The organism is Nonomuraea sp. NPDC049419 (assembly GCF_040676995.1).
GTDB classification, from domain to species: domain Bacteria; phylum Actinomycetota; class Actinomycetes; order Streptosporangiales; family Streptosporangiaceae; genus Nonomuraea; species Nonomuraea salmonea.
Genome location: NZ_JBFAQB010000011.1, coordinates 253,561 through 277,705 on the forward strand (window position 1 = coordinate 253,561; position 24,145 = coordinate 277,705).

The window sequence follows — 24,145 nt, forward strand, 5'->3', positions numbered from 1 at the left end:
GCGGCCTGCCCGATAGGAACTTCCATCGCCGCAGGCGGCCGGTGTTGTCTGGTCAAGGCGCCGGCCGCATCTTCTTCCGGGCCCGCGCTCTTCCTGATCCCTTTCCTGAATGGATGACGCATGTCTACATATGTCCGTAAGGCGGTCGTGACCGCGGCGACCGGCGGCATCGGCCTGGAGACCGCCACGGCGCTGGCCGCGTCCGGCTTCGACGTCACGGTCGTCGGCCGTGACGCCGGGCGCGGCGCTGCCGCGGTGGCCCGCCTGGACGAGGCGGCGGGGCGCGCGGCGGGCCGGTTCCTGGCCGCCGACCTGTCCTCGCTGGAGGCCGCGCGCGCCCTTGCCGTGCGGCTCGCCGACGAGGGGCCGCTGCAGCTGCTGGTCAACAACGTGGGCGGCATGTGGAGCACGCGCCGCGAGAGCGCCGACGGCATCGAGGCCGGCGTCGCGGTCAACCACCTGTCGCCGTACGTGCTGACCGAGGCGCTGCTGGACACCCTCAAGGCGGGCGCGCCGAGCAGGATCGTGAACGTGACGTCCTCGGCCATCATGGCGGCCGACCCCACCTACGACGAGACCGAGCCGCCCGGCCCCTACTACGGGATGGCCGCCACCGGGCGGGCCAAGCTGGCCCACCTCGTGCACACCATGGACCTGGCCGCGCGGTTGGACGGCCAGGGCGTGGACGTCGTGGCCGTCGACCCGGGCCCCGCCGCCACGCCCAACGCCGCCGAGATGACGATCGACCTGCTGCCGCCGCCGATGCGGCCGCTGTGGGAGCAGATCCAGGAGGGCGTCAAGCGCCCGGCCTCGGAGGCGGCCGCCGCCGTCGTGGCCGCCGCCACGGCCGACCTGCCCACCGGCACGCTCATCGGCCCGGCCGGCGTGCCGGACGACACTCTGCGGCAGTACCTCACCGAGGAGGTGACGGCCGCCGTACGCCGCTGGACGCCTCGCCTGCTCGGCGCCTGACCCCCGTCAGGAGAGGCTGCGGGCGTAGGCGGAGGTGAGCAGGCGGGCGGTGTCGATGACGTGCCGGCGGCGGCGGGCGTAGGCGGCGCACTCGTCGTCCTCGTCCAGGACCGCCCGGCACATCCCGGGCACCGCGAAGTTCCAGGCGATGAGCCCCATGAGGGTGAACAGCAGGTCCTGGCCGGCGCGTACGCACTCGGTCTTCTCCGGCTCCGGCACCACGCCGCTGTCGGCGAGGAAGCGTACCTTGTCGCGGAAGGCCTCCCGCCGCTCGGCGTCGCCCGCGCCGGCGCCGCCCGCCTCCAGCGCCTCCCACAGCAGCAGCCTGATCAGCTCGGGATGCTCCTGGTACCAGTCGAACATCTGGCCGATCGACTCGGCCACCGCGTCGGGGTCGATCGACACCGAGCGGCTGACCTCTTCCAGCTTGGCCCGCACCACGGCGGCGAACAGCTTCTCCTTGCTGCCGTAGTAGAGGTAGATGGCCTGCTTGTTGGCCCTGGCCTCTTCGGCGATGCGGCCGACCCGCGCGCCGGCCAGGCCGTAGCGGGCGAACTCGGCCGTGGCGGCCTCGAAGATGCGCCGTCTGGTGTCCTCCGCGTCGTAGGCCATGCGAGGAATTAAACCACCCGGTTGACTCTTGTGCCTCCTGGGGGCAGGATCGCCCTTGGAACAAAAACATCCGGTTGGTTTATTTTGCCTCGGAAGGGCATCCCCATGACCTCACCCGTTCCCGTCCGCACGCCGCTGCCCGCCTCGCTGGCCGGCTCCACCGCGCTGCTCATCGGCGGCAGCTCCGGCATCGGCCTGGCCGCCGGCGTCCTGCTGCGCTCGGTCGGCGCCCGCGTCGTGCTCCTCGGCCGCGACGCCGAGAAGCTCAAGGCCGCCGCGGGGCACGTCCGGGCCGCCGCACCCGGTGGCGAGGACGACGTGCTCACAGTGGCCGGAGACGCCGGCGACGAGCGCACGCTGGACGAGGCGTTCGAGCGGGCGGGCCAGCTGCAGCACGTCTACCTCACCGCGGGCGGCATCAGCGGCGCGGGCCCGCTGGCCGACCTGCCGCCCGACGACATCCGCGCCACCCTCGCCGACGGGCTGTGGCGGCCCTTCGCCGCCGCCCGCGTAGCGGCCACCCGCCTGCCCGCCGGCGGCTCGCTCACCTTCAGCTCCGGCATCCTCGTCACCCGGCCCATGCCCGCCATGACCGCCCCGCTCGCCGTCGCCGGCGGCGTGGAGATCCTCACCAGGGCTCTGGCCGTCGAGCTGGCCGCCGCCCGCGTCCGCGTCAACGCCATCCGCTACGGCCGCATCGACACCCCGCTGCTGCGCTCGCTGCCCGGGCTGGACTCCGACGAGGGCGTGGCCGCCGCCGGGCAGAGCGCCCCGCTCGGCCGCGTCGGCACCGCGCAGGAGGCCGCCGCCGCGGCGCTGTTCTGCATGGCCAACGGCTACGTCACCGGCCAGGTCATCACCGTCGACGGCGGTGAGAGCCTGACCTGAGCACCGCTCAGGCGTGCAGGGCGGGGCGGTAGACGAGCTCCTGGATACGGCCGTCGAGCGTATGTGACTCCAGCAGCTCCAGATCGAAGTCCGCCGCGCCCTTGAAGATCGGGGAGGCCCCCGTCCGCCCCGTGATGACCGGGAAGATCGTCACCTGGACCCGGTCCACGAGGCCGGCCGCCATCAGCGCGCGGTTCATCGCCAGGCTACCGTGCGAGCGCAGCGGCACCTTCGACTCCTCCTTCAGCCGCCGTACGACCTCGACGGCGTCGCCGCGCTCCACGGTCGCGTCCCGCCAGTCGAGGGGCTCGGCGAGGGTGCTGGAGACCACGGTCGCGGGAAGGTCGCACATCCGCCGCACCCACGGGTCGCGTACGTCCGCGTCGTCGGCGGCGCCGGCGAGCATGTCCACGAAGTTGCGGAAGGTGGTGGCGCCGAACACCATCCGCTGCTCCTCGCCGTAGCAGGCCAGGCGGTGGTCCAGCAGTTCGGGGCCCTGCTTGCCCCAGTAGCCGCTCCAGCCGGCCGTCGCCGAGCCGAAGCCGTCGAGACTGCTGAAGACGTCGAAGGTGTAGGTGACGGTCACGGCGCTGCTCCTCGCGTACGGGCGATCGGGTTCGTCCTTACGGACCACGCATCGGCCCGGAACTCATCGCCGCCGGGCGTGCGCCGATTCTCACCGGCGCACGCCGGTACGGCCAGGGCGCGGGAGGGACATTCACCGGGCATGGGCGGCGTGGCGCTCCGCCGCCGCCGTCAGCGCGTCCAGCGTCGACTGGTGCGGCTGCCCGAGCGCGGCCTGCGACTCGTCGGCCAGGCCGGTCAGGCGGGCCACCTCGTCGTCGGTCAGGTCCGCGGCGATGCCGGCGGCGGCGACGTTGGCCCGCAGGTGAGCGGGGTTCGCCGTGCCGGGGATGACGACCATGGCGGGCGAGCGGCGCAGCAGCCAGGCCAGCGCCACCTGGGCCGGCGTCACGCCCAGGCGCTGCGCGGGGCCCGCCAGCTCGGCGTAGCCGGCCAGGCGTCCCGAGGCCAGCGGGAAGTAGGGGACGAACATGATGCCCTGCTCCTCGCACGCCTCGAGCACCTGGACGCCGCTGCGGTCGAGCAGGTTGAAGCGGTTCTGCACGGCCGCGATCGGCGTCATCTCCTGCGCGCGGGCCAGCAGCTCCGGCGAGGCTCCCGACAGGCCGATGCGGCGGATCAGCCCCTGCTCGCGCAGCTCGACCAGCACGCCAAGCGACTCCTCCAGCGGCACGTCGGTGTGCGTGCCGGGCGTGTCGCCCGGCAGCCGCAGGTACGTCAGCTCGCTCGCCTCCGTGCCCATGTCGGCCAGCGCCTCATGGACCTGCGCACGTACGGTGTCCGGGTGGTCGGTGATGATCCACGACCCGTCGGGGCCCCGCCCCGCGCCGACCTTGTTGCCGACGATCACCCCGTCGGGGAACGGGCGCAGCGCCTCGCCGATCAGCTGGTTCACGATGCGGGGCCCGTAGGCGTTCGCGGTGTCGAAGAACGTCACGCCCAGCTCGACCGCCAGGCGCAGCACCTGACGCGCCGCCTCGGGGTCCTGCGGCGGGCCCCACACGTTCGGGCCCGCGAGCTGCATGGCGCCGTATCCGATCCGGTTCATCGGCTTCTCCCTCGATGTATCACTGCCACGCTTCTGTTCGTAGCACTGTTCCGTTCCAGTGTTACGCGAAATGCCGTAGCATTGCAACGTGGACGACGTGAAGACCAGGACCAGGCAGCGGATCCTCGCCGCGGCGGCCGGCATCCTCGAACGCGAGGGCGCCCAGGCCGTCTCCACCCGCTCCGTCGCCGCGGCGGCCGGCATCCGCGCCGCCTCGCTCTACCAGCTCTTCGGCGACAAAGACGCCCTCCTCGCCGCCCTGGCCGTGCACGGCTTCGACCTGTACCTCGCCGAGAAGCACGAGCTGGCCCACACCGGCGACCCGGTCGAGGACATGCGCCGCGGCTGGGACATGCACGTCGACTTCGGCCTGCGCCACCCCGCCTTCTACGTGCTGATGTTCGGCACCGACCGCCCCGGCCGCCGCCCGCCCGCCGCCCAGGAGGCGCACGAGCTGCTGCTGGGCCACCTCGAGCGCATCGCCGCCGCCGGCCGCCTGCGCCTCCCGCCCCGCACCGCCGCGGGCCTCCTGCACGCCGCCGTCACCGGCGTCACCCTGTCCCTGATCGGCGCCCCTGCCGTGGGGCCTGAAGGGCCGGACGGTCGCGTACCTGAGACCTCAGGACAGCAGTCCCGCCTGCCGGAGCTGTCCGAGAGGATGCGCGACACCCTCATCGCCTCGCTCACCACCGACCCGCCGCCGGCCGAGGACACCGGCCTCGCCTCCCGGGCCCTCGCCCTCGACGCCGCACTCACCGCCGCGCCACAGGACACCCTCCCCCTCCGCCCGGCCGAGACCGCCCTGCTGCGCGACTGGCTCGACCGGCTCGCCCGCTAGGAGACCGCCATGACTCCCCTGGCCCCGTTCCGCTGGCTCAGCGTCCCCGAAGTACGGGGCGGCGGCCCGCTCGGCTTCATCTTCAGCGTCGCGTTCTTCCGCGGCCTCACTCCCGCCGAGGTGGTACGCCGCTTCACCGGGGACACCGGCCGCTGGGCCGGCTTCGACGGCCTGAACGAACGGGTCCAGGAGTTCCTCGACGCCACCGATGCTCGTGGGGCCCATCCGCATGGAATGAGGCGGCCCCCAGTCGTGCTGGGGGCCGCTGGATGGATGAATCAGATGCCGAACGGCGCCGCGTAGCGGATCAAGCCGGTCGGGACCGGCCGTCCGGGGTCGAGGGCGAGGGCCATCATGTACTTGTCCTCGACGTCGAACGGCGGGCGGATGCCGTGCCCGGAGGCCCGGGTGAAGCCGAAGCGCGGGTAATACTCGGCGTGGCCGAGCACCACCACCAGGTTCTCGTCCTGCGCGCGGGCGGCATCGAGCGCGGCCCGGATGGCGGCGCCACCGGCGCCTCGCCGCTGGTGCTCGGGCAGGACGGCGCACGGGCCGAGAGCGAGGGCGGGTTCGCCGCCGACGTGGCAGCGGGTGAGCAGCGCGTACCCGGCGGGGTCGCCGCCGGGGGTCTCGGCCAGCCAGGACAGGCCGGGCAGCCACGCCTGCGGGTCGGCCCGCAGCGCCTCGACGAGGTCGGCCTCGTGTGCGGTGGGGAAGGCGGCGAGATTGATGTCGCGGATGGCGGCGACGTCACCGGCGCCCTCGGGGCGGGTGATCCAGGAATGAGACAACGTAAGAACCCTTGTGAGAAAGGGGCCCCGACGAGGTCAGCCCGTGCGGCTCAGGCCTGCGGGCGGACCGGGGCCCGGGATGTGAGGTCGGTCCGGGCGCTGCCCAGGGCAGCGGTCTTCGCCGCGGTCATCAACCTCACCTCCCCTCTCACGATCGAAAGGCACCCTATCACCCGATCCCGCGTGGCGTGAGCACGCGCCACAGGCCCGCCACGGCCAGCACGGACGCCGCGCCCGCCGTGGCGACCACCTGGCCGGGCGTCACCACCTCACCCAGCGCCCCGCCACCGGCCGCGAACAGCCCCTGCCACGTCATGGTCCCGGTCAGCGCCAGCCCGAACGCCTGCCCCCGGTTCGCCTCCGGCACCACCTCAAGGAACCGCCGGGCCAGCCCCAGCTGGTACGCCACCCCGAACCCCGACGCGGCCAGCAGCACCCCCGCCACGACGGGCCCCGGCGAGCCGGCGAACCCGAGCAGCGGTCCGCCGAGCAGCAGCGCCAGCGGCCCCGCCAGCCGTTCCCTCAGCCGGGGGGCGACCAGCCGCCCGATCACCAGGTCCCCGGCGAGCATGCCGAGCGCCACAGCGGTGAACAGCAACCCGGCCGCACCCGGCGCCCCGACCTGGACCGCGTACGGAACCAGCACCCCTTCGGCCCCCACCACCAGCGCGGGCGGCAACCACTGAGCCCACAGCAGCGCACGGACATCGGGCCGGCGCAGCAGCTGGTGGTTGACGCGCCAGGTACGCCCCACCGTCGACCCGCCGGCGGGACCACGGCCCGGCCGATCGGCCAGCCGGAACCGCAGCAGCGCCGCCGACACCAGGCAGCTCGCCACCGTGATCCACAGCGCCCCGTACGGGCCCACCGCCGCGATCAGCATCCCGCCCACGGCGAAGCCGAGCACCTGCGTACCGCCCGCGGCCATGGAGAACACGGCCCGGCCCAGCACGTACCGGTCGCCGTCGAGCAGATCCGGCAGCAACGCGCTGCGCGCCGCCGAAGCGACCGCGCCCGGCACGCCGGTGACGAACACCAGCACCAGCATCGCCACCGGCGGCAGCACCCCGGCCGCGAGCACCGCCGCGACTCCGGCCCTGACCAGGTCGTACCCGGCCATCACCGCCCGGGGCGGCCACCGGTCGGCGTACGCCAGCAGGAACGTGCCCCCGAGCGCGTACGGCAGGAAACCGGCCACGTAAGCCAGCGCGGCCAGCAGCGGCGAGCCGGTACCGGCATAGACGGTCACCGACAGCGCGAGCATCTTCACCGTCTCGCCGCCGAGGTAAAGCGTGTAGCCAGCGAACAGCACGCGGAACTGGCCCACCGCGAACACCTCGCGGTACGTGGCCCGGGTTGTGATCATGCGGGCCAGTCTCGGGGCAGCGTCCGGGAGGGCGTTAAGGTTTCGGGTGGAGGCGAAAAGTGCTGCTCATCGAGGTAGGCCCACTCGACGTGGCCCACACCCGCTACGCCATCTCCCCGCTGGGAGAGGCGATGAACGCACTCCGCGTCGCAGCGGGCAAGCAGCCCGCCGGCCCCTTGCGCCCCTGGGCCGAACGCATCGCCCCCCGCTACGAGCGACTGCTGCGCGAGACCCCTGAGGTCGCGGCCCTGACCACGCTGTTGCGCCGCGACGCCTACAACGCCGACTTCATCCAGCCCCCGCCGACGGGCCGCAGGGGCAACCTCGCCGCACTCACCACCCCCGAGGGCGACTTCGCCGCCGAGCTGGCCGTGGTGCGGGCGACCCCGCTGGAGCGGGTGCGCGCGGAGCTCGCCCGCAACCTGGCGGGGATGCGTACGCCGCCGCGCCACGTCCAGCAGATCCTGGCCGCGCCCGACGTGCTCACCCGGCTGGCGGACGCGATCGAGGCGGCCTGGCACGCCCTGGTCGAGCCCGACTGGCCGCGCCTGCGCACGGTGCTGGAACGCGACCTCGTGCACCGCGCCGGGCAGCTGGCCATGGACGGCTGGGCCGCGGCGCTGTCCGACCTGGACCCGCGCGTACGCTGGCGCTCCGAGGCGGACCGCGGCGTGATCGAGGTGCGCACCGGTCCCCGGGACGTGCAGGAGCGGCACCGGCTCAACGGCACGGGGCTGCTGCTGATGCCGACCGTCTTCGGCACCCTCATCAGCTACGTCGAGCCGCCCTGGCCGTACGCGCTGGTCTATCCGGCACGCGGCGTCGCGAACCTGTTCGGGCCGCCATCCGCGCGCGGCGGCGCGGCGGCCCTGGCCCGGCTGATCGGCCCGCACCGAGCGCAGATCCTGCGAGCGCTGGCGGCCCCGGCGACGACCACGCAGCTGGTCCGCCAGCTGGGCCTCAGCCTGGGCACGGTCGGTGGCCACCTGGCCGTGCTGCGCGAATCCGGCCTGGTCACCCGCACCAGGACCGGCCGCAGCGTCCGCTACGAACGCACCACCCTGGGCGACACGCTGGCAGCCGACTGACCGCACAGTCCAGCGCGCCGAGATGGAGATGGCATGACAGGTCTGAGGCGTTGCGTCGGGGTGAGGTGCGCGACAAACACGAGGCGTTGTGCGGGGTTGTGGTACGTTCTGCGGCGTAAGGTGCAGCGCTCCTCGGTGAGCGCGTCGGGACATCCGGCCGGCACGGCAGCCCCACAAGCGCGGCTGTCTGATTCTCTCAACGGAGAGCGTGCTTCGCCATGTCCACCTTCTTCACAGCGACCGGCGGTACCGGTCGGGGCATGTCCGCCAGCGTGCTCCCAGATCGGACTCGTTCCATGATCCTCGTCACCGGAGGCCGCGGCGCGGTCGCCACCCACCTGGTCACCCTGCTGCGCCAGGCCGACCTCCCCGTACGCGTCGCCTCCCGCAATCCCGGCGCGCTCCAAGTCCCCGACGGCGTCACGACCGTCACCTGCGACCTCGCCGACCCGGCCACCTTCCCGGCGGCGCTGCGCGGCGTCAGCCAGGTCTTCCTGTACGCCGAGCCGGCCCACATCGGCCGGTTCGTCGCGGCCGCCAAACTGGCGGGCGTCGAGCACGTGGTCCTGCTGTCCTCGGCGTCCGTGCTGGGCACGGCCGACGACCCGCTGGCCAGGTCGCACCTCGACGTCGAGACGGCGCTGCTGACGTCCCAGCTCACCACCACGCTCCTGCGCCCTGGCTCGTTCGCGAGCAACGCGAGCGCCTGGGCGTGGTCGATCAAGAAGGGCGACCCGCTGAGCCTGCCCTACCCGGGCGCGCACACCGGCCCCATCCACGAGCGCGACATCGCCGAGGCGGCCAGAGCCGTGCTCACCGACCTGCGCCACCAGGGCCGGCACTTCCACCTGACCGGCCCGCAGTCCCTCACCTTCACCCAGCAGGTCGACCGGCTCGCCGAGGTGATCGGCCGGCCGATCGGCATCAAGCACGTCACCCGGGAGGAATGGAAGCAGGAGATGGAGGCGTACATGCCTGGTGACTACGCCGACGCCCTGCTCGACTACTGGCAGGCCGGCGACGGAGCGCCGGCCCAGATCACCGACACCGTGGAACGCCTCACCGGCCACCCCGCCCGCGCGTTCGCGACATGGGCGCGGGAACACGCCGGCGCCTTCAGAGCTTCGGGCTGATGCCGGCCACGATGAGCCCGAACAGGCGCTTTGCCGCCGCCTGAGAGTCGGGGCGGTGCTCGGTGGTCAGGACGATGCCGATGATCAGGGCCACCAGCTCGGAGACGGTGACGTCGCCGGGCACCGCCTTCTCCTGCACGGCCCGGCGCAGCAGCGGCTCGCCGGCCTCCTCGATGCGCGTCGAGCAGGAGTTCTGGTGCACCGACTCGCTCTCGCCGTCGTAGACGAGCGCGGCCGCCAGCCCCCGGGCGGCCACGCAGTAGGTGAGCAGGTCGTCGAGCCAGTCGAGCAGGGCGGCGCGGGCGTCGTCCTTGCCGGCCAGCTCGTCGGCGCGCTCGCACAGGGCGTCGATGCGCTTGTGGGAGACGGCCTGCAGCAGGGCCCGGCGGGTCGGGAAGTGGCGGCGCACGGTGGCCGAGCCGACGCCCGCGACGCGGGCGATCTGCTCGAGTGAGGCGGCGGCGCCGTGGGCGTCGACCTCCTGCTCGGCCACGGCGAGGATCCGCGCGTAGTTGCGCCGGGCGTCCGCGCGCTGGCGTTCGGGCATGGCGTCTGCTCCCCCTCACTAAATGGCGGTCCCCGCCGTTTCGGGTTGCTAAGTGGCGGGGGCCGCCATATCGTACCGCAAGAGGAAACGGCGGGCCCCGCCGTTTCCCGTACGCCATGAGGAGCATCATGTCCGCATCCACCGCACCCGTCCTGGTCACCGGCGTGACCGGCAGGCAGGGCGGCGCCACCGCCCGCGCCCTGCTCGCCGCCGGCGTCCCCGTCCGCGCCCTCGTACGCGACTCCGCTGCCGAACGCGCCAAGGCCATCGAGGCGCTCGGCGCCGAGCTCGTCACCGGAGACCTCGGCGACCGAGACTCCGTGGCCCGCGCCGCCGAGGGCGCCCGCGCCGTCTTCTCCGTCCAGATGCCCCCCTTCACCGCCGCCGGCGTCGACTTCGACGAGGAGGTGCGGATGGGCGTCAACCTCATCGAGGCCGCGAGGGCCGCCGGGGTGGCGCAGTTCGTGCACACCTCCGTCACCGGCGCCGGCCACCAGGCCGACATTCCTGGCTGGTCCGAAGGCCGCTGGAGCGCCCTGAAGGCTCCGATCGAGGCCAAGGCCGCCATCCAGGACCGGCTGCGCGCGGCCGGCTTCCCCCGCTGGACGATACTCAAGCCGTCCTTCTTCATGGTGAACTTCCTGCCGTCCATGCGGTTCCTGTTCCCGCGCGGCGTCGAGGGCGGCCTGGTGAGCCTGCTCAAGCCGGACACCCGCGTGCCTCTCATCGACGCCGAGGACGTCGGCACCGCGGCCGCCGCCGCCATCGCCGACCCGGACCGCTTCCACCAGGTCGAGCTGGAGCTGTGCGGCGACTTCCTGTCGATGACGGAGATCGCCGCGACCCTCTCCCGCGTGCTGGGCGCCCCGCTGACGGCTCCCGACATGACCTTGGAGGAGGCGAAGGCGGCCGGGATGCCGGACATGGGCATCCCGCACGCGTACATGAACGTCAGGAGCCAGCCCGCCAGGCCCGAGTACGCCAAGGGCTTCGGCATCCCCATGACGACCTTCGCCGAGTGGGCCGAGAAGAACCTGGCCTGACGCTCGGACGCTCCTCCTCGGGCGGAAATCTTGGGTCAGACCTAAATTAATGCTTGACAAGGTTTTTAGGTCAGTACTAAGTTTATGCTCACGCCAAGACGAGAGGAGCGCTCATGAATCTGCGCACCACCCAGCCGAACGCGCGCACCACCCGCGACCAGCGCACCGGCCCGATCCGCTCGACCGTCAAGCCCGTGCCGCTCAAGCTGCCGCGCGGCAAGAAGGGCCGCTGAGGAGGCACCCCCTGAACGTCCACCTCACTCCCAGCGAGATCACGGCCGTCACCGAGCACCTCGGCCTCCTCCAGACGGGCGTCCCCGGCCTGCCGGCCGACGCCGACCTCACCCCCGGGCACGCCGCGACCGGCGGCGTGCCCGGCCGGTGGGTCAACGCCTCAGGGCGGTCCGCCACCGAGGCGGGGACCTTGCTGTACGTCTCGGCGAGTCGGCCGGCGCCACCCTGGTCCTGTCGGCCCTGCTCGCGCTCGCCGCCCGGGGCGAGGCGCCGCCCAGGGCGGTCGTCGTCTCCCCGCTGGCGGACCTCACCCTGTCCGGCCCGTCGCTCGACGCCGGGCACGACCTCACCTCACCGTCCTGCCCGCGCTGCTGGTCGCGGCGGGCTCGCGCGAGGTGCTGCTGGATGACGCCCGCCGCCTGGCCGCCGCGGCCCCGCGGGCCGTCCTCGACGTGTACGAGGGCCTGCCGCACGTCTTCCACCTGGCGATGCTGACCGGCGCCGGCCTGCCCGCCATGACCACGTTCCTCCGCCGCCTGGCGGACTTCGTCCACGAAAGGCCCCTATGACCTCACCCCTGCGCCTGATGAGCGTGCACGCCCACCCCGACGACGAGTCGAGCAAGGGCGCCGCCACGCTGGCCAAATACGCCGCCGAGGGTGTGGACGTGCTCGTCGTCACCTGCACCGGCGGGGAACGCGGTGACGTGCTCAACCCCGCCATGGACAAGCCCGGCGTACGCGAGAACCTCGCCGGGATCCGCCGCGCCGAGATGGCCGCCGCCCGCGAGATCCTCGGCGTACGCCAGCACTTCCTCGGCTACGTCGACTCCGGCCTGCCAGGACCCGGCGAGCCCCTGCCCGGCGACTGCTTCGCCCGCCGGTCCGTCGAGGAGGCGGCCGGGCGGCTGGTGGCGCTCATCCGCTCCTTCCGCCCACACGTGATCATCACGTACGACGAGACCGGCGGTTACCCGCACCCCGACCACGTCCACACCCACCGGGTGACGGTGGCCGCCTTTGATGCCGCCACCGACCCGGGCCGCCACCCCGAGGCGGGCCCGCCGTGGCGGCCGGCCAAGCTCTACTACCACGGCGCCCTGTCCAGGGCGTGGTTCCAGGCCATGCACGACGCCTTGACCGCGCGCGGCCTCGACTCCGGCATGGCCGACGTCCTCGCCGAGTTCCCCGCCGACGCACCGGACCCCGGCTTCACCACCCGCGTCCCCTGCGCCGAGCACTTCGCCACCAGAGACCGGGCGCTGCTCGCCCACGCCACCCAGATCGACCCCGCAGGCGGCTTCATGCTGCATGACCGCGACGTCGAACGCGAGGTCTGGCCTACGGAGGACTACCACCTCGCCCGCACTCACGTCGAGGTCGCTCTCCCGGAGAACGACTTGTTCGCCGGCCTGCGTACCACCCCGTGACCGCCAGAAGCTTGGGCCGGGGGTGGTCAGAAGCCGAGCAGCTCCGGCCCGTCCGTGAGGTGCCCCAGCATGCCCGGCACCGCCGCCCGCACCGTGGCCATGCTCTCGGCGGGCAGGTCGAGACGGACCTCGAAAACGGTCTCGGTCCGCAGGCGGTCGGCGGCCTGCGGGGTCAGCTCGGCCCGCAGCGTCGCACCGTCGAGGGTCAGCGAGCGCAGGCCGTCGTCGGTGGCGCCCTCCGGGTGACGCGCCAGGTAGTACGTCCCCTCGTGCACGGTCAGCACGACCACCCCGGCGTCGGGGTCGTCCGGCCGCTCGCCCAGCCAGAGCAGCCGCCGTCCCGGCACGGGCTCGGAGTCCTCCTCGTGCCCGGCGACGCGGGCGGTCATGCCGGCGGCAGGGGTGTAGGACACCTCGCCGTTGATCGGCGGGGCCGGCCGGTGCTCGTCGAAGGGAGAGTGCCACGGCCGCTCGTCCAGCAGCGGAACGGGCAGCCCGAACGGCATGGCGGTCGGCAGCGCCGCGATCAGCCACTCCGGCGGCACGTCGCGGGGGAACGTGGTCAGCTCCCCCAGCGCCGCCGCAGGCTCCACCAGCGCCGAAGGCATCGCCTCACCGTCAGCCCGGCAGGTGTAACCCCGGCTGCCCGCGGTGAACTCCAGCTCGCAGCTGAACCAGGTGCCCTTCCCCTTGCGATAGGACAGCTCGCGCAGCCGTTCAAAGGGCTCGTCCAGGCCGTCGACCACGAAGGGCCGCCCGTCGCCCATCACGGTCGTCACCCCGGACGCGCCCAGCTGGGCCCGCCGCACCGTCACCCGAGAGGCGTCCGGGACGGCGGCGCGCACCAGATCGCCGATGTGCATGCGCGTGTCGTGCCCCTCGTCCATCTGACGAGGAATCCTGCGGTGCGCCATCACGCCCCTTCCCGAGCGACGTTCGCCGAAGTGCCAGTGGTGAGCAGCGCGTGCAGGGCCCGCAGCTCGCTCAGCAACGCACTGCTCCCCTTGCGCGCCGCCAGGTCGCGCACCCGCGGGATCTCCCCGCGCGCCCCGCACCACCCCGCGACGGTGCCGGCCAGCGCGACGAAGGCGGCCGACCCGTTGCGCGGCCGCGCGCCCGGCTCGGGCAGCACCACGGGCAGCGCCGCCGCCATGATCTCCCACACCTGGGCGTGCGCGCCCCGCTGCGCGGCGGTGTCGAGCGCGGCGATCATGTCGCTCATCTTGACCTCGCCGCTCGCCAGCAGCAGCCCGGCCTGCCTGCCGACCTCGGCCGCCGGTAACTCGCCGCGCGCGGCCACCTCCAGCAGCACATCGACCGCCTCCATCTCCTGCGGGTCGCCCAGCACCCGCGCCAGCACCGCCGCGAACGCCGCCCCGGCCGGGCCGCCGGCCCGCGCCAGCGCCCGCGCGTGCTCCGCCTGCACGTGCGGCCGGCCGTAGGAGTGCACGACGTAGGGGCCGAGGTGCGCCGCGGCCGTCTCCCGATGGGAGGGCAGCATGGCGGGCCACCAGTCGAGATGACGCACCTCGGCGTCGGAGGAGACGGAGGTCTCGAAGCGGTTGAGCAGGAAGTCGACCAGCGGCAGCCCGGTGCGCGCCGCCCGGCGGACGAGGAGATGCGGCCTGCTGTAGTGGTGGTGGTCGCGGGCGTGCCAGTCGTGCTCGGGCCCGTGGTCGCCGCACCGCCACTGCAGGCCCAGCTCGGTCTCCGGGTGCCGCCAGGCGGCCAGGATGCGCCCGGCCGGCGACCTCAGGTGACCCGCCTCGACCGGCTCATCGGGAGGCAGCCGCAGCAGCGCCTGCTGGAAGTCGGCGGCCGGCGGCTTGGCGCCCGCCGCCTCCAGCACCTCGAGCCGGCGCACCAGCTCGGCCGCCGCCACGTGCCCGGTGTCGTGGGTGGGGGTGGCCAGCAGCAGCGGCGGCAGCGTGCCCTCATCGAGGGCGCGCAGGATCTCCGCCGCGCGGTGCAGCAGCACCCGGTGCGGGACGGCCAGCCGCCCCGACGGCATCAGCGTGCGCCACGCCGGCTGGCCGGAGGCGCCGCCGACGACGTGCGTGACCGCCCCCCTGAACCAGTCGTCCACCGAGTCCCAGGACGAGGACTGGTAGTGCCAGCGCCACCACGGCTGCCTGAGGCCCTCCAGCCTGGCGGTCAGGCCGGCGCGGTCGCGGCCGGCCAGCGTGACGAACCCGGCCAGCAGGCGTTCCCACGTCTGCCACGTGCGGGACATGGACACCCACAGCGTCACCAGCTCGTCGGGAGTGGCGGGCGGCTCTTCGAAGGGCCGGGCCCGCTCGGGCACGGCCGGCAGCGGGGGCGGCGCGAAGACCGGCTCGGCCACCGCCGGACCGCCGAAGGCCGCCGCGAGGTGGCCGCCCAGCCGGGGCGGCAGCAGCCCGATGGCCTCGCGCACGGCCGCGCGCCCCTCCTCGTTCATCGCCGCCGCGTGGGCCAGCGCCAGCTCGGCCGCCTTCTCCTGCAGCTCGGCGGACTCTGCGGCGAACGCCCTGGCCAGCGGCGCGGCCACCACGCCGGCCAGCTCGGGCTGCCGGCGCACCGCCGCCTGCAGCCACGACAGCCCGGCCCGCACCAGCTTGCGCTCCTGGCGGAACAGCAGCGACTCCCACGCCTCGGCCAGGTCGTCGGACGTCAGCGCCGAGCAGCCGCGCAGCCGCTTGGTGGCCGCCTCGGCGACCTGGCCGGGCGCGGCGGGCAGCAGCCGAAGGTAGTCGCGGGCGCGGCCGTCGACCTCGCCGGGCGCCGGATCGAGCGCCTCGTGCAGGTGGACGAAGAAACGCAGCTCGGCGGGGGCGCCGCCGAGCAGGAACCGGCGCAGGCAGCCGTCGAGGAGATCGGCCCTGCGCACGCGCCCCGTCTCGGCGAGCCGCAGCAGCGCGCCGAGCCAGCCCTGATCCGGATCGGTCTGCCACTGCAGCTCCCGCCCCACGCCCTGCGCCTCGAACAGCCGCGGCAGCAGGCGGTCGAGCAGCGGGTCGCCGGCCAGGTCCTTGGGCGGCTCGGACACCCAGCCGGCCACCAGCACGTCGTGCGGCGGCGGCTCGATGCCGGTCTCGCGCAGCAGGGCCAGCGCCAGCCGCATGCCGCGGTCGTCGGCGGTGCGCAGCCGCAGCGTCAGCCGCTCGGCCAGGTCGGCCCGCCAGGCGGCGGGACGGTCGGCGATGACGGCCAGGACGAGATCGACGTCGTTGTCGGGGCCGGCCCACTGGGGCGCGAAGGCCCGGCGGTAGAGCCAGGACGCGACGGCCGCCGCGCCGCCCAGCGTGGCCGCGCCCGCCACGCGCAGCGCCGGGCCGAAGTCGGTCAGCCCGTCGCTCTCCCACCGGCTGAAGGTGGCCGTCAGCTCCTTCAGCAGCTGCGGCAGCTCGGCCGCGACCCGCTTGCGCGCGGGCTCGTCGAGGGCCTTGACGCGGTCGGCGAGCCGGTCGGCGTGGCGCTGCCAGATCAGCTTTCTGATCTCGTCCTCATGATCCATGGCGGGGACGGTAGCGGGCCGCGCCGACAATTCTCCGGGTCAGGACTCCAGGAAGTGCAGGACCGCCAGGACGCGCCGGCTGTAGCCGGTGATGTGGGACAGGTCGAGCTTGTCGAACAGCGCGTTGACGTGCTTTTCCACCGCGCTCTGGGAGACGTGCAGGGCCTGGGCGATGGAGGCGTTGGTGAGCCCCTGGGCCATGAGCTCCAGCACCTCGCGTTCGCGGGGGGTGAGCCTGGACAGCGGGTCCTGCTGGGTGGTGCGGGCCAGCAGCTGGCGCACCACCTCGGGGTCGAAGGCGGCGCCGCCCGCGCCCACGCGTTCGAGCGCGTCGAGGAAGTCGCCGACCTGGCCGACGCGGTCTTTGAGCAGGTAGCCGACGCCTTCGACGTCGGAGCTCATCAGCTCGGTGGCGTAGCGCTTCTCGACGTACTGCGACAGCACGAGCACCTTGACCGACGGCCGGCGTCTGCGGATCTCCAGTGCCGCGCGCAGGCCCTCGTCGGTGTGGGTGGGCGGCATGCGCACGTCGACCACCACGATGTCGGGCTCGTGCTTCTCGACGGCCTCGATGAGCGCCTCGCCGTCGCTGACGGCGGCGGGGACCTCGTGGCCCTCCTCCAGCAGCAGGCGTACGAGGCCCTCGCGCAGCAGCGTGGAGTCCTCGGCCAGGATCACCCGCACGGCAGCACCGCCGTGACCGTGGTGGGGCCGCCGGCGGGGCTGTCGACCTCGAAGTGGCCGTCCAGCGCCGCCACCCGCCTGGCCAGCCCCGACAGGCCGCCGCCCGTCGGGCGCGCGCCGCCCGAGCCGTCGTCGCGCACGCGTACGACCACCGCCGCCCCCTCCTTGTGCACCGCGACCGTGATGGCCGCCGCCCCGGCGTGCTTGGCGGCGTTGGTCACCGCCTCGCACACCACGAAGTACGCCGCCGTCTCCACCGCCATCGGGGGACGTTCCGGCAGCCGGCAATCTACCGTGACCGGCACGCTCGAACGCTCGGCGACCCCGGCGAGCGCCTCGCCGAGGCCGAGCGAGTCGAGCCCGCTCGGGTAGACGCGCCAAGCCACCTCCCGCAGCTCGGCCAGTGCGTGCTGGGCTTCGGCGTGCGCCTGTTCCAGCAGCTCGGGACGGCCGCGGCGGGAGCGCCCGATGAGCATCGACAGCGCCACCAGGCGCTGCTGCAGCCCGTCGTGCAGGTCGCGCTCGATGCGGCGGCGCTCGGAGTCGACCGCCGCGACGATGCCGGCGCGGCTCTCGGCCAGCTCGGTGATGCGGCGCCGCAGCTTCTCCGTCGGGTCGGGGCCGAGCATGCGGACGGCCAGCCGGCGTTCGAGCGCGTGCACGCCCGCCACCCCGGACAGGTCCAGGAAGAGCAGGACGAAACCCCCGGTCAGGATGTACGCCACCAGCGGCGGCGTCGGCTCCATCCCGTCGAACGGCCGGCCCGCGGCCCAGGCGGTCAGCAACGGCACCGCGACCTTCACCCCGGCGACCAGCAGCGCGATCACCAGCCCGCCGAGCACGCCGACGGGCACCCGCGCCGCCAGGTAGCGCGCGGCCCTGCCGCCCCGCGCGTCCTCCAGGGCGTCCAGGTGGGAGGTGTCCAGCCGCAGGCGGCGCGCCTCCAGGCGGGCCAGGCGGCGGGCGGAGGCGCGGACGTCCGGGTGGCCGAGGAACGGCAGCGTCAGCACCAGGAACACCAGCTCGACGACCGCGGTCACAGCGCCTGCCGTGACCGCGGCGGCCACCCGCAGACCCTCAGCGACGACTCGCATGCTTGCCCTTGCGCCGCTCGGCCAGGCGGACCCCGATGAACACCAGGATCGCCAGGACCACGATGGCGATCACCACGTTGGTGCCGACGCCGACGTAGGCCTCGACCAGTTCCCACTGCTCGCCCAGGAGATAGCCGGCCATGACGAAGAGCGTGTTCCAGATGGCGCTGCCGGCCGTGGTGAGCAGCGTGAACTTGATCAGCGGCATGCGCTCGACGCCGGCCGGGATGGAGATCAGGCTGCGGAAAATGGGGATCATGCGGCCGAAGAAGACGGTCTTGCCGCCGTGACGCTGGAAGAACGCCTCGGTCTTCTCGATGTCGGAGATCTTCACCAGGGGCAGCTTGCCGGCGATGGCCAGCGTGCGTTCCCTGCCCAGCAGCGCGCCCACCCCGTAGAGGGCGAGTGCGCCGACCACCGAGCCCAGCGTCGTCCAGACGAGCACGTCGAGCAGTTGCATCTTGCCCCTGCTGGCTGTGAAACCGGACAGTGGCAGGATCACCTCGCTCGGAAGAGGAGGGAAAAGGTTCTCCAGCGCGATGGCGAGACCGGCCCCGGGCGCTCCGAGGCGGTCCATGAGTCCTACCAGCCAGTCAGTCATGTGGTCCAGGCTATGGAAGATCGGGCCGAGTGCGGAATGTGGTCGCTGCCCGTTCGGCACTGCGGCAAACCACACCCTCAGCGTACCGTACACTGTACGGCCGTGAGCTCTCAGACGGATCTGGCCCGGCACCCTGCGGTCTTCCAGCCCGGCGACCCGCCCAGGACCGGGCACATCGCCTTCCTCGACCCCGCGGGTGAGAGCGTGCTGACCGTGGCAGAGGAACGTGACGGGGGCGTGGCCACGCGCGCCGTCCCCGCCACCCTCGTGCCCGTCGGCGAGGCCGTCGCCGCCCTCGCCAGAGCGCGCAAGGACCCCCACGCCCATCCGGCCGCCCGCTTCTGGGGCGCCGCCGCCCTCATCGCGCTGCAGCTCGTCACCCGGGGCCGCATCCTGCCCGGCGTGTCACCGGGCGAGCACGACTCCTGGCGGGCCGGGCCGCTCGACGCCGACGACGCCCGCCGCGTCCGCGAGCTGGCCGCCGCCATGCCCGCCACCGCCCGCGCCGTCCCCCTGCCCGCTGACGGCACCTTGCTGCCCGACACCCTGCTGCCCGACGCTGAGCCGCTGGTGCGGGCCTTTCTCGACGCCGTCGCCGACGCGATGCCGCGCTCGCCCGGCGCCGTACGCGCCACCGGCCTCACCGCCTACGCCGCCGCCAAGCCCGTCAAGGTGCCCCACCTGCGCGGCTGGGCCGAGGAGGTCTCCGCAGGGCTGGACGCGGGCCTGCGGCTGTCGCTGCGCATCGAGGCCGACGCCCCGGTGGCCGCCGAGTTCCGCGCGGTCGCCCAGCTGCACAGCCTGGCCGACCCCTCGCTGGTCGTGGACGCCGCCGACCTGTGGCGCGGCGGCGAGGCCGGCTTCGGGCCCGGCGCCAGGATCGAGGCCACCCTCGCCGTACGCAGGGCCGCCCGCGCCTGGCCCCGCCTGGAAGAGCTGCTCGACAGCGCCGTACCCGACGAGCTGACCCTGTCCGACGGCGACGTGGAGGCGCTGCTGGCCGGAGCCGCCGACCGGCTGGCCGCGGCGGGCGTGGAGGTGCACTGGCCGCGCTCGTTCGTGCGCGGCCTCACCGCCCGCGCCGTCGTCGGCGACCGCGACCCCGCGCCGTCCGACCTGCCCTCCTTCCTCGGCGGCCACCACCTGACCAGCTTCGACTGGCAGCTCGCACTCGGCGGCGAACGCCTGACCGCCGCCGAGATGGACCAGCTCGCCGAGGCGCACCGCCCCGTCGTACGCCTGCGCGACCAGTGGGTCCTCATCGACCCCGACCTGGCGCGCAAGGCCCGTACGCGCGAGCTCAAACCGCTGACCGGCATCGAGGCGCTCGGCGCCGCGCTCACCGGGACGGTCGACGTCGAGGACGAGCAGGTGCCCGTCGAGCCCACCGCCTGGCTCGACGAGCTGCGCCGCCGCCTGGCCGAGCCCGCCGACGTGCCGCCGCCGCCCGGCCTGGCCGCGACCCTGCGCGACTACCAGTACGCGGGGCTGCGCTGGCTGGCCAGGATGACCTCACTCGGCCTCGGCGCCTGCCTGGCCGACGACATGGGCCTGGGCAAGACCGTCACGCTCATCGCGCTGCACCTGCACCGCGCCTCAGGGCCGACGCTCGTGGTCTGCCCCGCCTCCCTGCTGGGCAACTGGGAGCGCGAGATCACCAGGTTCGCGCCGGGCGTCCCGGTACGCCGCTACCACGGCGGCAACCGCACGCTCGCCGACGAGGGTTTCGTGCTCACGACGTACGCCACCATGCGCCTCGACGCCGACCGCCTGGCCGCGCACCCGTGGGGCCTGCTGGTCGCCGACGAAGCCCAGCACGTCAAGAACCCGGCGTCCGGCACCGCCAAGGCGCTGCGCGAGATCCCCGCCGCCGCCCGCGTCGCCCTGACCGGCACCCCCGTGGAGAACAACCTGTCGGAGCTGTGGGCCATCCTCGACTGGACCACCCCCGGCCTGCTCGGCCCGCTGACCCGGTTCCGCGCCCGCTGGGCCAGGCCGGTCGAGTCAGGCGACACCGCCACAGCCGAACGCCTGTCGCGGCTGGTCGGGCCGTTCCTGCTGCGCCGCCGCAAGAGCGACCCCGGCATCGCGCCCGAGCTGCCGCCCAAGACCGAGACCGACCGTCCCGTCGCGCTCACCACCGAACAGGCCGGTCTGTACGAGGCCGTCGTGCGCGAGATCATGACGCAGATCGCCGACGCGCGCGGCATGGCCAGGCGCGGCCTCATCGTCAAGCTGCTCACCGGGCTCAAGCAGATCTGCAACCACCCCGCCCAGTACCTGCACGAGAGCGACCCGCGCCTGCCCGGCCGCTCCGGCAAGCTGGAGCTGCTGGACGAGCTGGTCGACACCATCACCGCCGAGGACGGCTCCGTGCTCGTCTTCACCCAGTATGTCGCCATGGCCCGCCTCCTGGAGCGCCACCTGACCGGCCGGGGCGTCGCCACCCAGCTCCTGCACGGCGGCACCCCCGTCGCCCGCCGCGAGGAGATGGTCAGGCGCTTCCAGGACGGCGAGGCCCCCGTCTTCCTGCTGTCGCTCAAGGCCGCCGGCACCGGGCTCAACCTCACCCGCGCCGACCACGTCATCCACTACGACCGCTGGTGGAACCCGGCCGTCGAGGACCAGGCCACCGACCGCGCCTACCGCATCGGCCAGACCAGGCCCGTCCAGGTGCACCGCCTCATCGCCGAGGGCACGATCGAGGACCGCATCGCGAAGATGCTCACCGCCAAGCGCTCGCTCGCCGACGCCGTGCTCGCCTCCGGCGAGGCCGCCTTCACCGAACTGACCGACGCCGAACTCGCCGCCCTGGTCGAACTCCGATGACCACCCCGATCCTGGAGCCCCGATGACCCCCGCCCGCGGCTTCCCCGCCTTCCCCCGCCAGCGCGCCGGCGCCCGCTTCGCCACCTCCTGGTGGGGACGCGCCTGGATCCAGGCCATGGAGGACACCTCGCTCGACCACACCCTGCTGCGCAAGGGCCGCGCGTACGCCAAGACCGGGCGGCTCGGCCCGATCGCCGTCAGCGCAGGGCGGCTCGCGGCCGTGGCCGAGCACGAGTACGACGTGGTCGTGAGCGTCGAGCAGCTCACCGGCGACGCATGGGAACGCTTCCTCGACCAGGTCGCCGCCAAGGCCGGCCACATCGCCGCGCTGCTCGACGGCGACATGCCACACGACCTGGTCGACGCGGCCGAGTACGCGGGCGTGCCGCTGCTGCCCGCCGTCGGCGACCTGGAGCCCGAGTGCTCCTGCCCCGACTGGGGCCACCCCTGCCAGCACGCCGCCGCCCTGTGCTACCAGGCGTCCTGGCTGCTGGACGCCGACCCGTTCGTCCTGCTGCTCCTGCGCGGCCGCGGCCAAAGCGACCTGGTGGAGGCCCTGCAGGCACGAAACGCGGCAGGCGCCGTCACGCGTGCGGGGCGGACGGAGGATGCCGCCCGGCCCTCCGGCACGCCGGCGGCGGTCGCGTTCGCGGCCGGGGTGCCCCCGCTGCCCGACCCGCCGTCGTACGACGTCGCCTACACCCCACCCGCCCTCGACCCGGCGCCCGGCGTGGACGTGAACGCCCTCGCGGTGCTGGCCGCCTCCGCCGCCGCCCGCGCCCGCGACCTGCTGCTGCACGACCGCCTGCCGCACCTGACCGAGCACGAGGACCACGTACGGCTGCTCGCCGACCACATCCTCGACCAGCCAGAGAACCGGGGCGAACAGGAGCTGGGGGCGGCCGTGGCGGCCTGGCGGCACGGCGGCGCCGACGGGCTCGCCGCGCTGGAGCGCCCCTGGACGCCGCCCCGCCACGACCTGGCCAGAGCGCGCGCCCGGCTCGAAGCCGCCTGGGAAGGCGCGGAACCGCCGCCCATGGAAGCCTGGCGCAACCGCTGGACCCTCGGAGAGCTCCAGCTCCGCTACGGCCGGGACGGCTGCTGGTACCCCTTCACCCGCCGCGACGACCGGTGGTGGCCCGCCGGACCTCCGGACCGCGACCCCTCGGCCCTCATCGGCTGAGCCTCACGTCGCCACCGACACCACGTGACCCGCCGACGTGCCGTCCTCGATCAGCTTGAGCATGCAGTCGGCGAGGTCGGCGCGGGTGGTGGTGTGGCCGCCGCGGACGCTGAGGTCGCGGGCCGTGCGGTAGCGGTGGGTGCGGCCGGCGTCGGTGAGGCGGGCGGGCCGCACGATCGTCCAGTCCGTACGGGACTCGCGCACCAGCCGTTCGGCCACCGCCAGGTCCGCGTAGACGTGACGGAGGAAGCGGCGGACGACCGGCTTGAGCGCGTACCGGGAGAAGGGGCCGTCACCGGCGTCGCTCTCCAGCCCGGCGGCGCTGACCATGAGCAGGCGCCGCGTCCCGGTGCGTTCCATGGCGGCCAGGATGGCGCGGGTGCTGCCGGAGCAGACGGTGGTGGGCCCCGTGCCGCGGGGGCCCATCGCGCTGAGCACGGCGTCGCGGCCCGCGACGGCGGAGGCGATGGCGTCGGGGTCCATCACGTCGGCCTGGACGACGTCTGCCTGCTCGCGCAGCTCGGCGGGCAGCCGGGCGGGGTCGCGGACCACGGCGGTGACCTCGTGCGCCAGGGCGAGGCCCTGGCGCACGAGCTCGAGCCCGCTGCCACCGGTCGCACCGAAGACGGTGATCTTCATAGGGCTCCCTCCAAGGGGTGAGTGAGTACTCACTACCCTACTCGGAGGGGCCCTCGGGTCACTCGGGGGCGTAGAAGGCGGTGGTGGCGGCCACCGTCGCGGCCACCAGGTCGGGTGAGCCGCCCGCCGCCCGGTGCGCCTCGCCCCACGCCTTGCTGCTGGTCATGATGCAGCGCCGGCCCTCCTCGGTCTCGTGGAAGGTGTTCTCGTCGGGCTTGACGCCGCCGCTCAGATGCAGGGCAAGGCCCAGCAGCCCCAGGTCCCAGCCCACCCCCGTGGCGCCTGGGCCGAACTGCGACCACATCTCCTCCGGCACCTCCGCCGTGTGCCGCAGCTCCAGCACCGTGCCGCCGTCCTTGGCGGTCAGGCTCACCTCGACCTCGGAGAAGCCGGGCGCGGGGCCGAACAGCCAGCTGATCCTGAACATGCTGGGCGGCTCGCAGCGCAGGATCTCGCCATGCGCGTTGCCCTCCAGCTGGTAGTGGCCGCCCAGCCGCAGGTCGCCGCTGACCGGCAGGAACCAGCGGGAGATGCGGTCGGCGTCGGTGCAGGCCTGCCAGACGTCCTCGATCTCGGCGTCGTAGTGGCGGCGCAGCACCTGCACCTTGCGCTTACCGTCGATCAGCTCGCGGTGCGTCTTGTTGATCTCGTCGACCATGTCCATCAGGGATCCTCTTTCTCTTTCGTGATGCGGCGTTCGCGCTTGCCCCGGGCCAGCTCCGTCGCCAGCGCGTCCAGGCGCTGGTCCCAGAAAGCGCGGAAGCGCTCCAGCCAGGCGTCGATCTCGCGCAGCGGGCCGGGCTCGACGGCGTAGAGGCGGCGGGTGCCCTCCGCCCGTACGCTCGCGAACCCGCTGTCGCGCAGCACCCGCAGGTGCTGCGAGACGGCCGGCTGCGAGATGCCGAACTCCTGCCGGATGACGGCGGTGACCTCGCCTGAGCTCAGCTCGCCGGTGGCCAGCAGCTCCAGGATCCGGCGGCGTACCGGATCGCCGAGGACGTCGAAGGCGTGCACCACCAGAGTTTTTCAGGACCTGCTTATATAA

General features: G+C 73.8%; 25 protein-coding genes. 11 read left to right on the plus strand and 14 right to left on the minus strand.

Annotation, left to right across the window (positions count from 1 at the left end; translation table 11 throughout):
- Positions 1 to 120: 120 nt before the first annotated feature.
- A complete protein-coding gene (locus tag AB0K12_RS29645; protein ID WP_364568194.1) occupies positions 121 to 972 on the plus strand; it encodes an SDR family NAD(P)-dependent oxidoreductase in 852 nt (283 codons plus the stop codon).
- A gap of 6 nt (positions 973 to 978) precedes the next feature.
- Here the strand turns inward: AB0K12_RS29645 and AB0K12_RS29650 are convergent, their stop codons facing one another.
- Positions 979 to 1,584 carry a TetR family transcriptional regulator gene (locus AB0K12_RS29650; RefSeq protein WP_364568197.1) on the minus strand — a complete coding sequence of 202 codons (606 nt, stop codon included), beginning with the start codon at positions 1,582 to 1,584 and terminating at the stop codon, positions 979 to 981.
- Positions 1,585 to 1,689: 105 nt separating this feature from the next.
- On the opposite strand from AB0K12_RS29650, the gene AB0K12_RS29655 reads away from it, so the two are divergent.
- Positions 1,690 to 2,472, plus strand: coding sequence for an SDR family oxidoreductase (locus tag AB0K12_RS29655; RefSeq protein ID WP_364568200.1), 783 nt, complete (start codon positions 1,690 to 1,692; stop codon positions 2,470 to 2,472).
- 7 nt (positions 2,473 to 2,479) lie between these two features.
- Here the strand turns inward: AB0K12_RS29655 and AB0K12_RS29660 are convergent, their stop codons facing one another.
- Entirely contained in the window at positions 2,480 to 3,058 is a 579-nt protein-coding gene (locus tag AB0K12_RS29660) for a dihydrofolate reductase family protein (RefSeq protein ID WP_364568202.1), read from the minus strand.
- A 132-nt stretch (positions 3,059 to 3,190) separates the two neighbouring features.
- Positions 3,191 to 4,105: an aldo/keto reductase gene (locus AB0K12_RS29665; RefSeq protein ID WP_364568204.1), complete on the minus strand. Its 915-nt coding sequence runs from the start codon at positions 4,103 to 4,105 to the stop codon at positions 3,191 to 3,193.
- An 88-nt stretch (positions 4,106 to 4,193) separates the two neighbouring features.
- Here AB0K12_RS29665 and AB0K12_RS29670 point away from each other — a divergent pair, with 88 nt between their 5' ends.
- Together AB0K12_RS29670 and AB0K12_RS29675 are read left to right on the plus strand one after the other, a co-directional pair.
- Complete coding sequence (locus AB0K12_RS29670) at positions 4,194 to 4,943, plus strand: TetR/AcrR family transcriptional regulator (RefSeq protein WP_364568206.1); 750 nt, start codon at positions 4,194 to 4,196, stop codon at positions 4,941 to 4,943.
- Between the two features lie 9 nt (positions 4,944 to 4,952).
- Positions 4,953 to 5,246: a hypothetical protein gene (locus tag AB0K12_RS29675; protein WP_364568209.1), complete on the plus strand. Its 294-nt coding sequence runs from the start codon at positions 4,953 to 4,955 to the stop codon at positions 5,244 to 5,246.
- Here the strand turns inward: AB0K12_RS29675 and AB0K12_RS29680 are convergent.
- Both AB0K12_RS29680 and AB0K12_RS29685 read right to left on the minus strand, forming a co-directional pair.
- Positions 5,222 to 5,734, minus strand: a complete 513-nt coding sequence (locus AB0K12_RS29680; RefSeq protein WP_364568212.1) for an N-acetyltransferase — start codon at positions 5,732 to 5,734, stop codon at positions 5,222 to 5,224. The two genes, AB0K12_RS29675 and AB0K12_RS29680, sit on opposite strands and share 25 nt — an antisense overlap.
- A 169-nt stretch (positions 5,735 to 5,903) precedes the next feature.
- Positions 5,904 to 7,100, minus strand: coding sequence for an MFS transporter (locus AB0K12_RS29685; protein ID WP_364568214.1), 1,197 nt, complete (start codon positions 7,098 to 7,100; stop codon positions 5,904 to 5,906).
- Positions 7,101 to 7,159: 59 nt separating this feature from the next.
- On the opposite strand from AB0K12_RS29685, the gene AB0K12_RS29690 reads away from it, so the two are divergent.
- Both AB0K12_RS29690 and AB0K12_RS29695 read left to right on the plus strand, forming a co-directional pair.
- Positions 7,160 to 8,188, plus strand: coding sequence for a helix-turn-helix domain-containing protein (locus AB0K12_RS29690; RefSeq protein ID WP_364568216.1), 1,029 nt, complete (start codon positions 7,160 to 7,162; stop codon positions 8,186 to 8,188).
- Between the two features lie 296 nt (positions 8,189 to 8,484).
- Positions 8,485 to 9,321: an NAD(P)H-binding protein gene (locus tag AB0K12_RS29695; RefSeq protein ID WP_364568218.1), complete on the plus strand. Its 837-nt coding sequence runs from the start codon at positions 8,485 to 8,487 to the stop codon at positions 9,319 to 9,321.
- Here AB0K12_RS29695 and AB0K12_RS29700 read toward each other — a convergent pair.
- Positions 9,305 to 9,868, minus strand: a complete 564-nt coding sequence (locus AB0K12_RS29700) for a TetR/AcrR family transcriptional regulator (protein ID WP_364568220.1) — start codon at positions 9,866 to 9,868, stop codon at positions 9,305 to 9,307. The two genes, AB0K12_RS29695 and AB0K12_RS29700, sit on opposite strands and share 17 nt — an antisense overlap.
- 128 nt (positions 9,869 to 9,996) lie before the next feature.
- Between AB0K12_RS29700 and AB0K12_RS29705 the strand changes: the two genes are divergently transcribed.
- From AB0K12_RS29705 to mca, 3 genes are all read left to right on the plus strand, one after another.
- A complete protein-coding gene (locus tag AB0K12_RS29705) occupies positions 9,997 to 10,911 on the plus strand; it encodes an NmrA/HSCARG family protein (RefSeq protein ID WP_364568223.1) in 915 nt (304 codons plus the stop codon).
- Between the two features lie 629 nt (positions 10,912 to 11,540).
- Positions 11,541 to 11,714 carry a hypothetical protein gene (locus AB0K12_RS29710; protein ID WP_364568226.1) on the plus strand — a complete coding sequence of 58 codons (174 nt, stop codon included), beginning with the start codon at positions 11,541 to 11,543 and terminating at the stop codon, positions 11,712 to 11,714.
- Positions 11,711 to 12,574, plus strand: coding sequence for a mycothiol conjugate amidase Mca (gene mca, locus AB0K12_RS29715; RefSeq protein ID WP_364568229.1), 864 nt, complete (start codon positions 11,711 to 11,713; stop codon positions 12,572 to 12,574). The genes AB0K12_RS29710 and mca overlap by 4 nt, the downstream gene beginning before the upstream one ends.
- Positions 12,575 to 12,600: 26 nt before the next feature.
- Here the strand turns inward: mca and AB0K12_RS29720 are convergent, their stop codons facing one another.
- The 5 genes from AB0K12_RS29720 to AB0K12_RS29740 are packed head-to-tail and all read right to left on the minus strand — an operon-like array spanning position 12,601 to position 18,449.
- Positions 12,601 to 13,461: a hypothetical protein gene (locus AB0K12_RS29720; RefSeq protein WP_364568231.1), complete on the minus strand. Its 861-nt coding sequence runs from the start codon at positions 13,459 to 13,461 to the stop codon at positions 12,601 to 12,603.
- A gap of 26 nt (positions 13,462 to 13,487) precedes the next feature.
- The gene (locus tag AB0K12_RS29725) at positions 13,488 to 16,070 is read right to left on the minus strand and encodes a DUF6493 family protein (protein WP_364568234.1); all 2,583 of its coding nucleotides are present in this window, start codon (positions 16,068 to 16,070) and stop codon (positions 13,488 to 13,490) included.
- 39 nt (positions 16,071 to 16,109) lie between these two features.
- A complete protein-coding gene (locus AB0K12_RS29730; protein ID WP_364568237.1) occupies positions 16,110 to 16,754 on the minus strand; it encodes a response regulator transcription factor in 645 nt (214 codons plus the stop codon).
- The gene (locus AB0K12_RS29735; protein WP_364568240.1) at positions 16,745 to 17,848 is read right to left on the minus strand and encodes a histidine kinase; all 1,104 of its coding nucleotides are present in this window, start codon (positions 17,846 to 17,848) and stop codon (positions 16,745 to 16,747) included. Before AB0K12_RS29735 ends, AB0K12_RS29730 begins: the two co-directional genes overlap by 10 nt.
- On the minus strand, positions 17,832 to 18,449 hold the full coding sequence (locus tag AB0K12_RS29740) for a DedA family protein (RefSeq protein ID WP_364568243.1): 618 nt from the start codon (positions 18,447 to 18,449) through the stop codon (positions 17,832 to 17,834). The genes AB0K12_RS29735 and AB0K12_RS29740 overlap by 17 nt, the downstream gene beginning before the upstream one ends.
- A 102-nt stretch (positions 18,450 to 18,551) precedes the next feature.
- On the opposite strand from AB0K12_RS29740, the gene AB0K12_RS29745 reads away from it, so the two are divergent.
- Both AB0K12_RS29745 and AB0K12_RS29750 read left to right on the plus strand, forming a co-directional pair.
- Positions 18,552 to 21,278, plus strand: coding sequence for a DEAD/DEAH box helicase (locus AB0K12_RS29745; protein WP_364568246.1), 2,727 nt, complete (start codon positions 18,552 to 18,554; stop codon positions 21,276 to 21,278).
- A gap of 22 nt (positions 21,279 to 21,300) precedes the next feature.
- Positions 21,301 to 22,461, plus strand: coding sequence for an SWIM zinc finger family protein (locus AB0K12_RS29750; RefSeq protein WP_364568249.1), 1,161 nt, complete (start codon positions 21,301 to 21,303; stop codon positions 22,459 to 22,461).
- A 3-nt stretch (positions 22,462 to 22,464) separates the two neighbouring features.
- Here AB0K12_RS29750 and AB0K12_RS29755 read toward each other — a convergent pair whose 3' ends face one another.
- From AB0K12_RS29755 to AB0K12_RS29765, 3 genes are read right to left on the minus strand one after another with little or no spacing between them, the layout of a single operon-like run.
- Positions 22,465 to 23,100, minus strand: a complete 636-nt coding sequence (locus AB0K12_RS29755; RefSeq protein ID WP_364568252.1) for an SDR family oxidoreductase — start codon at positions 23,098 to 23,100, stop codon at positions 22,465 to 22,467.
- Between the two features lie 58 nt (positions 23,101 to 23,158).
- The gene (locus AB0K12_RS29760; RefSeq protein WP_364568255.1) at positions 23,159 to 23,764 is read right to left on the minus strand and encodes an SRPBCC family protein; all 606 of its coding nucleotides are present in this window, start codon (positions 23,762 to 23,764) and stop codon (positions 23,159 to 23,161) included.
- On the minus strand, positions 23,764 to 24,114 hold the full coding sequence (locus AB0K12_RS29765) for a metalloregulator ArsR/SmtB family transcription factor (RefSeq protein ID WP_364568258.1): 351 nt from the start codon (positions 24,112 to 24,114) through the stop codon (positions 23,764 to 23,766). Before AB0K12_RS29765 ends, AB0K12_RS29760 begins: the two co-directional genes overlap by 1 nt.
- Between the last annotated feature and the right edge of the window lie 31 nt (positions 24,115 to 24,145).

Coding starts and splice junctions, on each gene's coding strand:
- AB0K12_RS29645 (WP_364568194.1), top strand. CDS start 121: ATGTCTACATATGTCCGTAAGGCGGTCGTGACCGCGGCGACCGGCGGC.
- AB0K12_RS29650 (WP_364568197.1), bottom strand. CDS start 1,584: ATGGCCTACGACGCGGAGGACACCAGACGGCGCATCTTCGAGGCCGCC.
- AB0K12_RS29655 (WP_364568200.1), top strand. CDS start 1,690: ATGACCTCACCCGTTCCCGTCCGCACGCCGCTGCCCGCCTCGCTGGCC.
- AB0K12_RS29665 (WP_364568204.1), bottom strand. CDS start 4,105: ATGAACCGGATCGGATACGGCGCCATGCAGCTCGCGGGCCCGAACGTG.
- AB0K12_RS29675 (WP_364568209.1), top strand. CDS start 4,953: ATGACTCCCCTGGCCCCGTTCCGCTGGCTCAGCGTCCCCGAAGTACGG.
- AB0K12_RS29685 (WP_364568214.1), bottom strand. CDS start 7,100: ATGATCACAACCCGGGCCACGTACCGCGAGGTGTTCGCGGTGGGCCAG.
- AB0K12_RS29695 (WP_364568218.1), top strand. CDS start 8,485: ATGATCCTCGTCACCGGAGGCCGCGGCGCGGTCGCCACCCACCTGGTC.
- AB0K12_RS29700 (WP_364568220.1), bottom strand. CDS start 9,868: ATGCCCGAACGCCAGCGCGCGGACGCCCGGCGCAACTACGCGCGGATC.
- AB0K12_RS29705 (WP_364568223.1), top strand. CDS start 9,997: ATGTCCGCATCCACCGCACCCGTCCTGGTCACCGGCGTGACCGGCAGG.
- mca (WP_364568229.1), top strand. CDS start 11,711: ATGACCTCACCCCTGCGCCTGATGAGCGTGCACGCCCACCCCGACGAC.
- AB0K12_RS29720 (WP_364568231.1), bottom strand. CDS start 13,461: ATGGACGAGGGGCACGACACGCGCATGCACATCGGCGATCTGGTGCGC.
- AB0K12_RS29725 (WP_364568234.1), bottom strand. CDS start 16,070: ATGGATCATGAGGACGAGATCAGAAAGCTGATCTGGCAGCGCCACGCC.
- AB0K12_RS29735 (WP_364568240.1), bottom strand. CDS start 17,848: ATGCGAGTCGTCGCTGAGGGTCTGCGGGTGGCCGCCGCGGTCACGGCA.
- AB0K12_RS29740 (WP_364568243.1), bottom strand. CDS start 18,449: ATGACTGACTGGCTGGTAGGACTCATGGACCGCCTCGGAGCGCCCGGG.
- AB0K12_RS29750 (WP_364568249.1), top strand. CDS start 21,301: ATGACCCCCGCCCGCGGCTTCCCCGCCTTCCCCCGCCAGCGCGCCGGC.
- AB0K12_RS29755 (WP_364568252.1), bottom strand. CDS start 23,100: ATGAAGATCACCGTCTTCGGTGCGACCGGTGGCAGCGGGCTCGAGCTC.
- AB0K12_RS29760 (WP_364568255.1), bottom strand. CDS start 23,764: ATGGACATGGTCGACGAGATCAACAAGACGCACCGCGAGCTGATCGAC.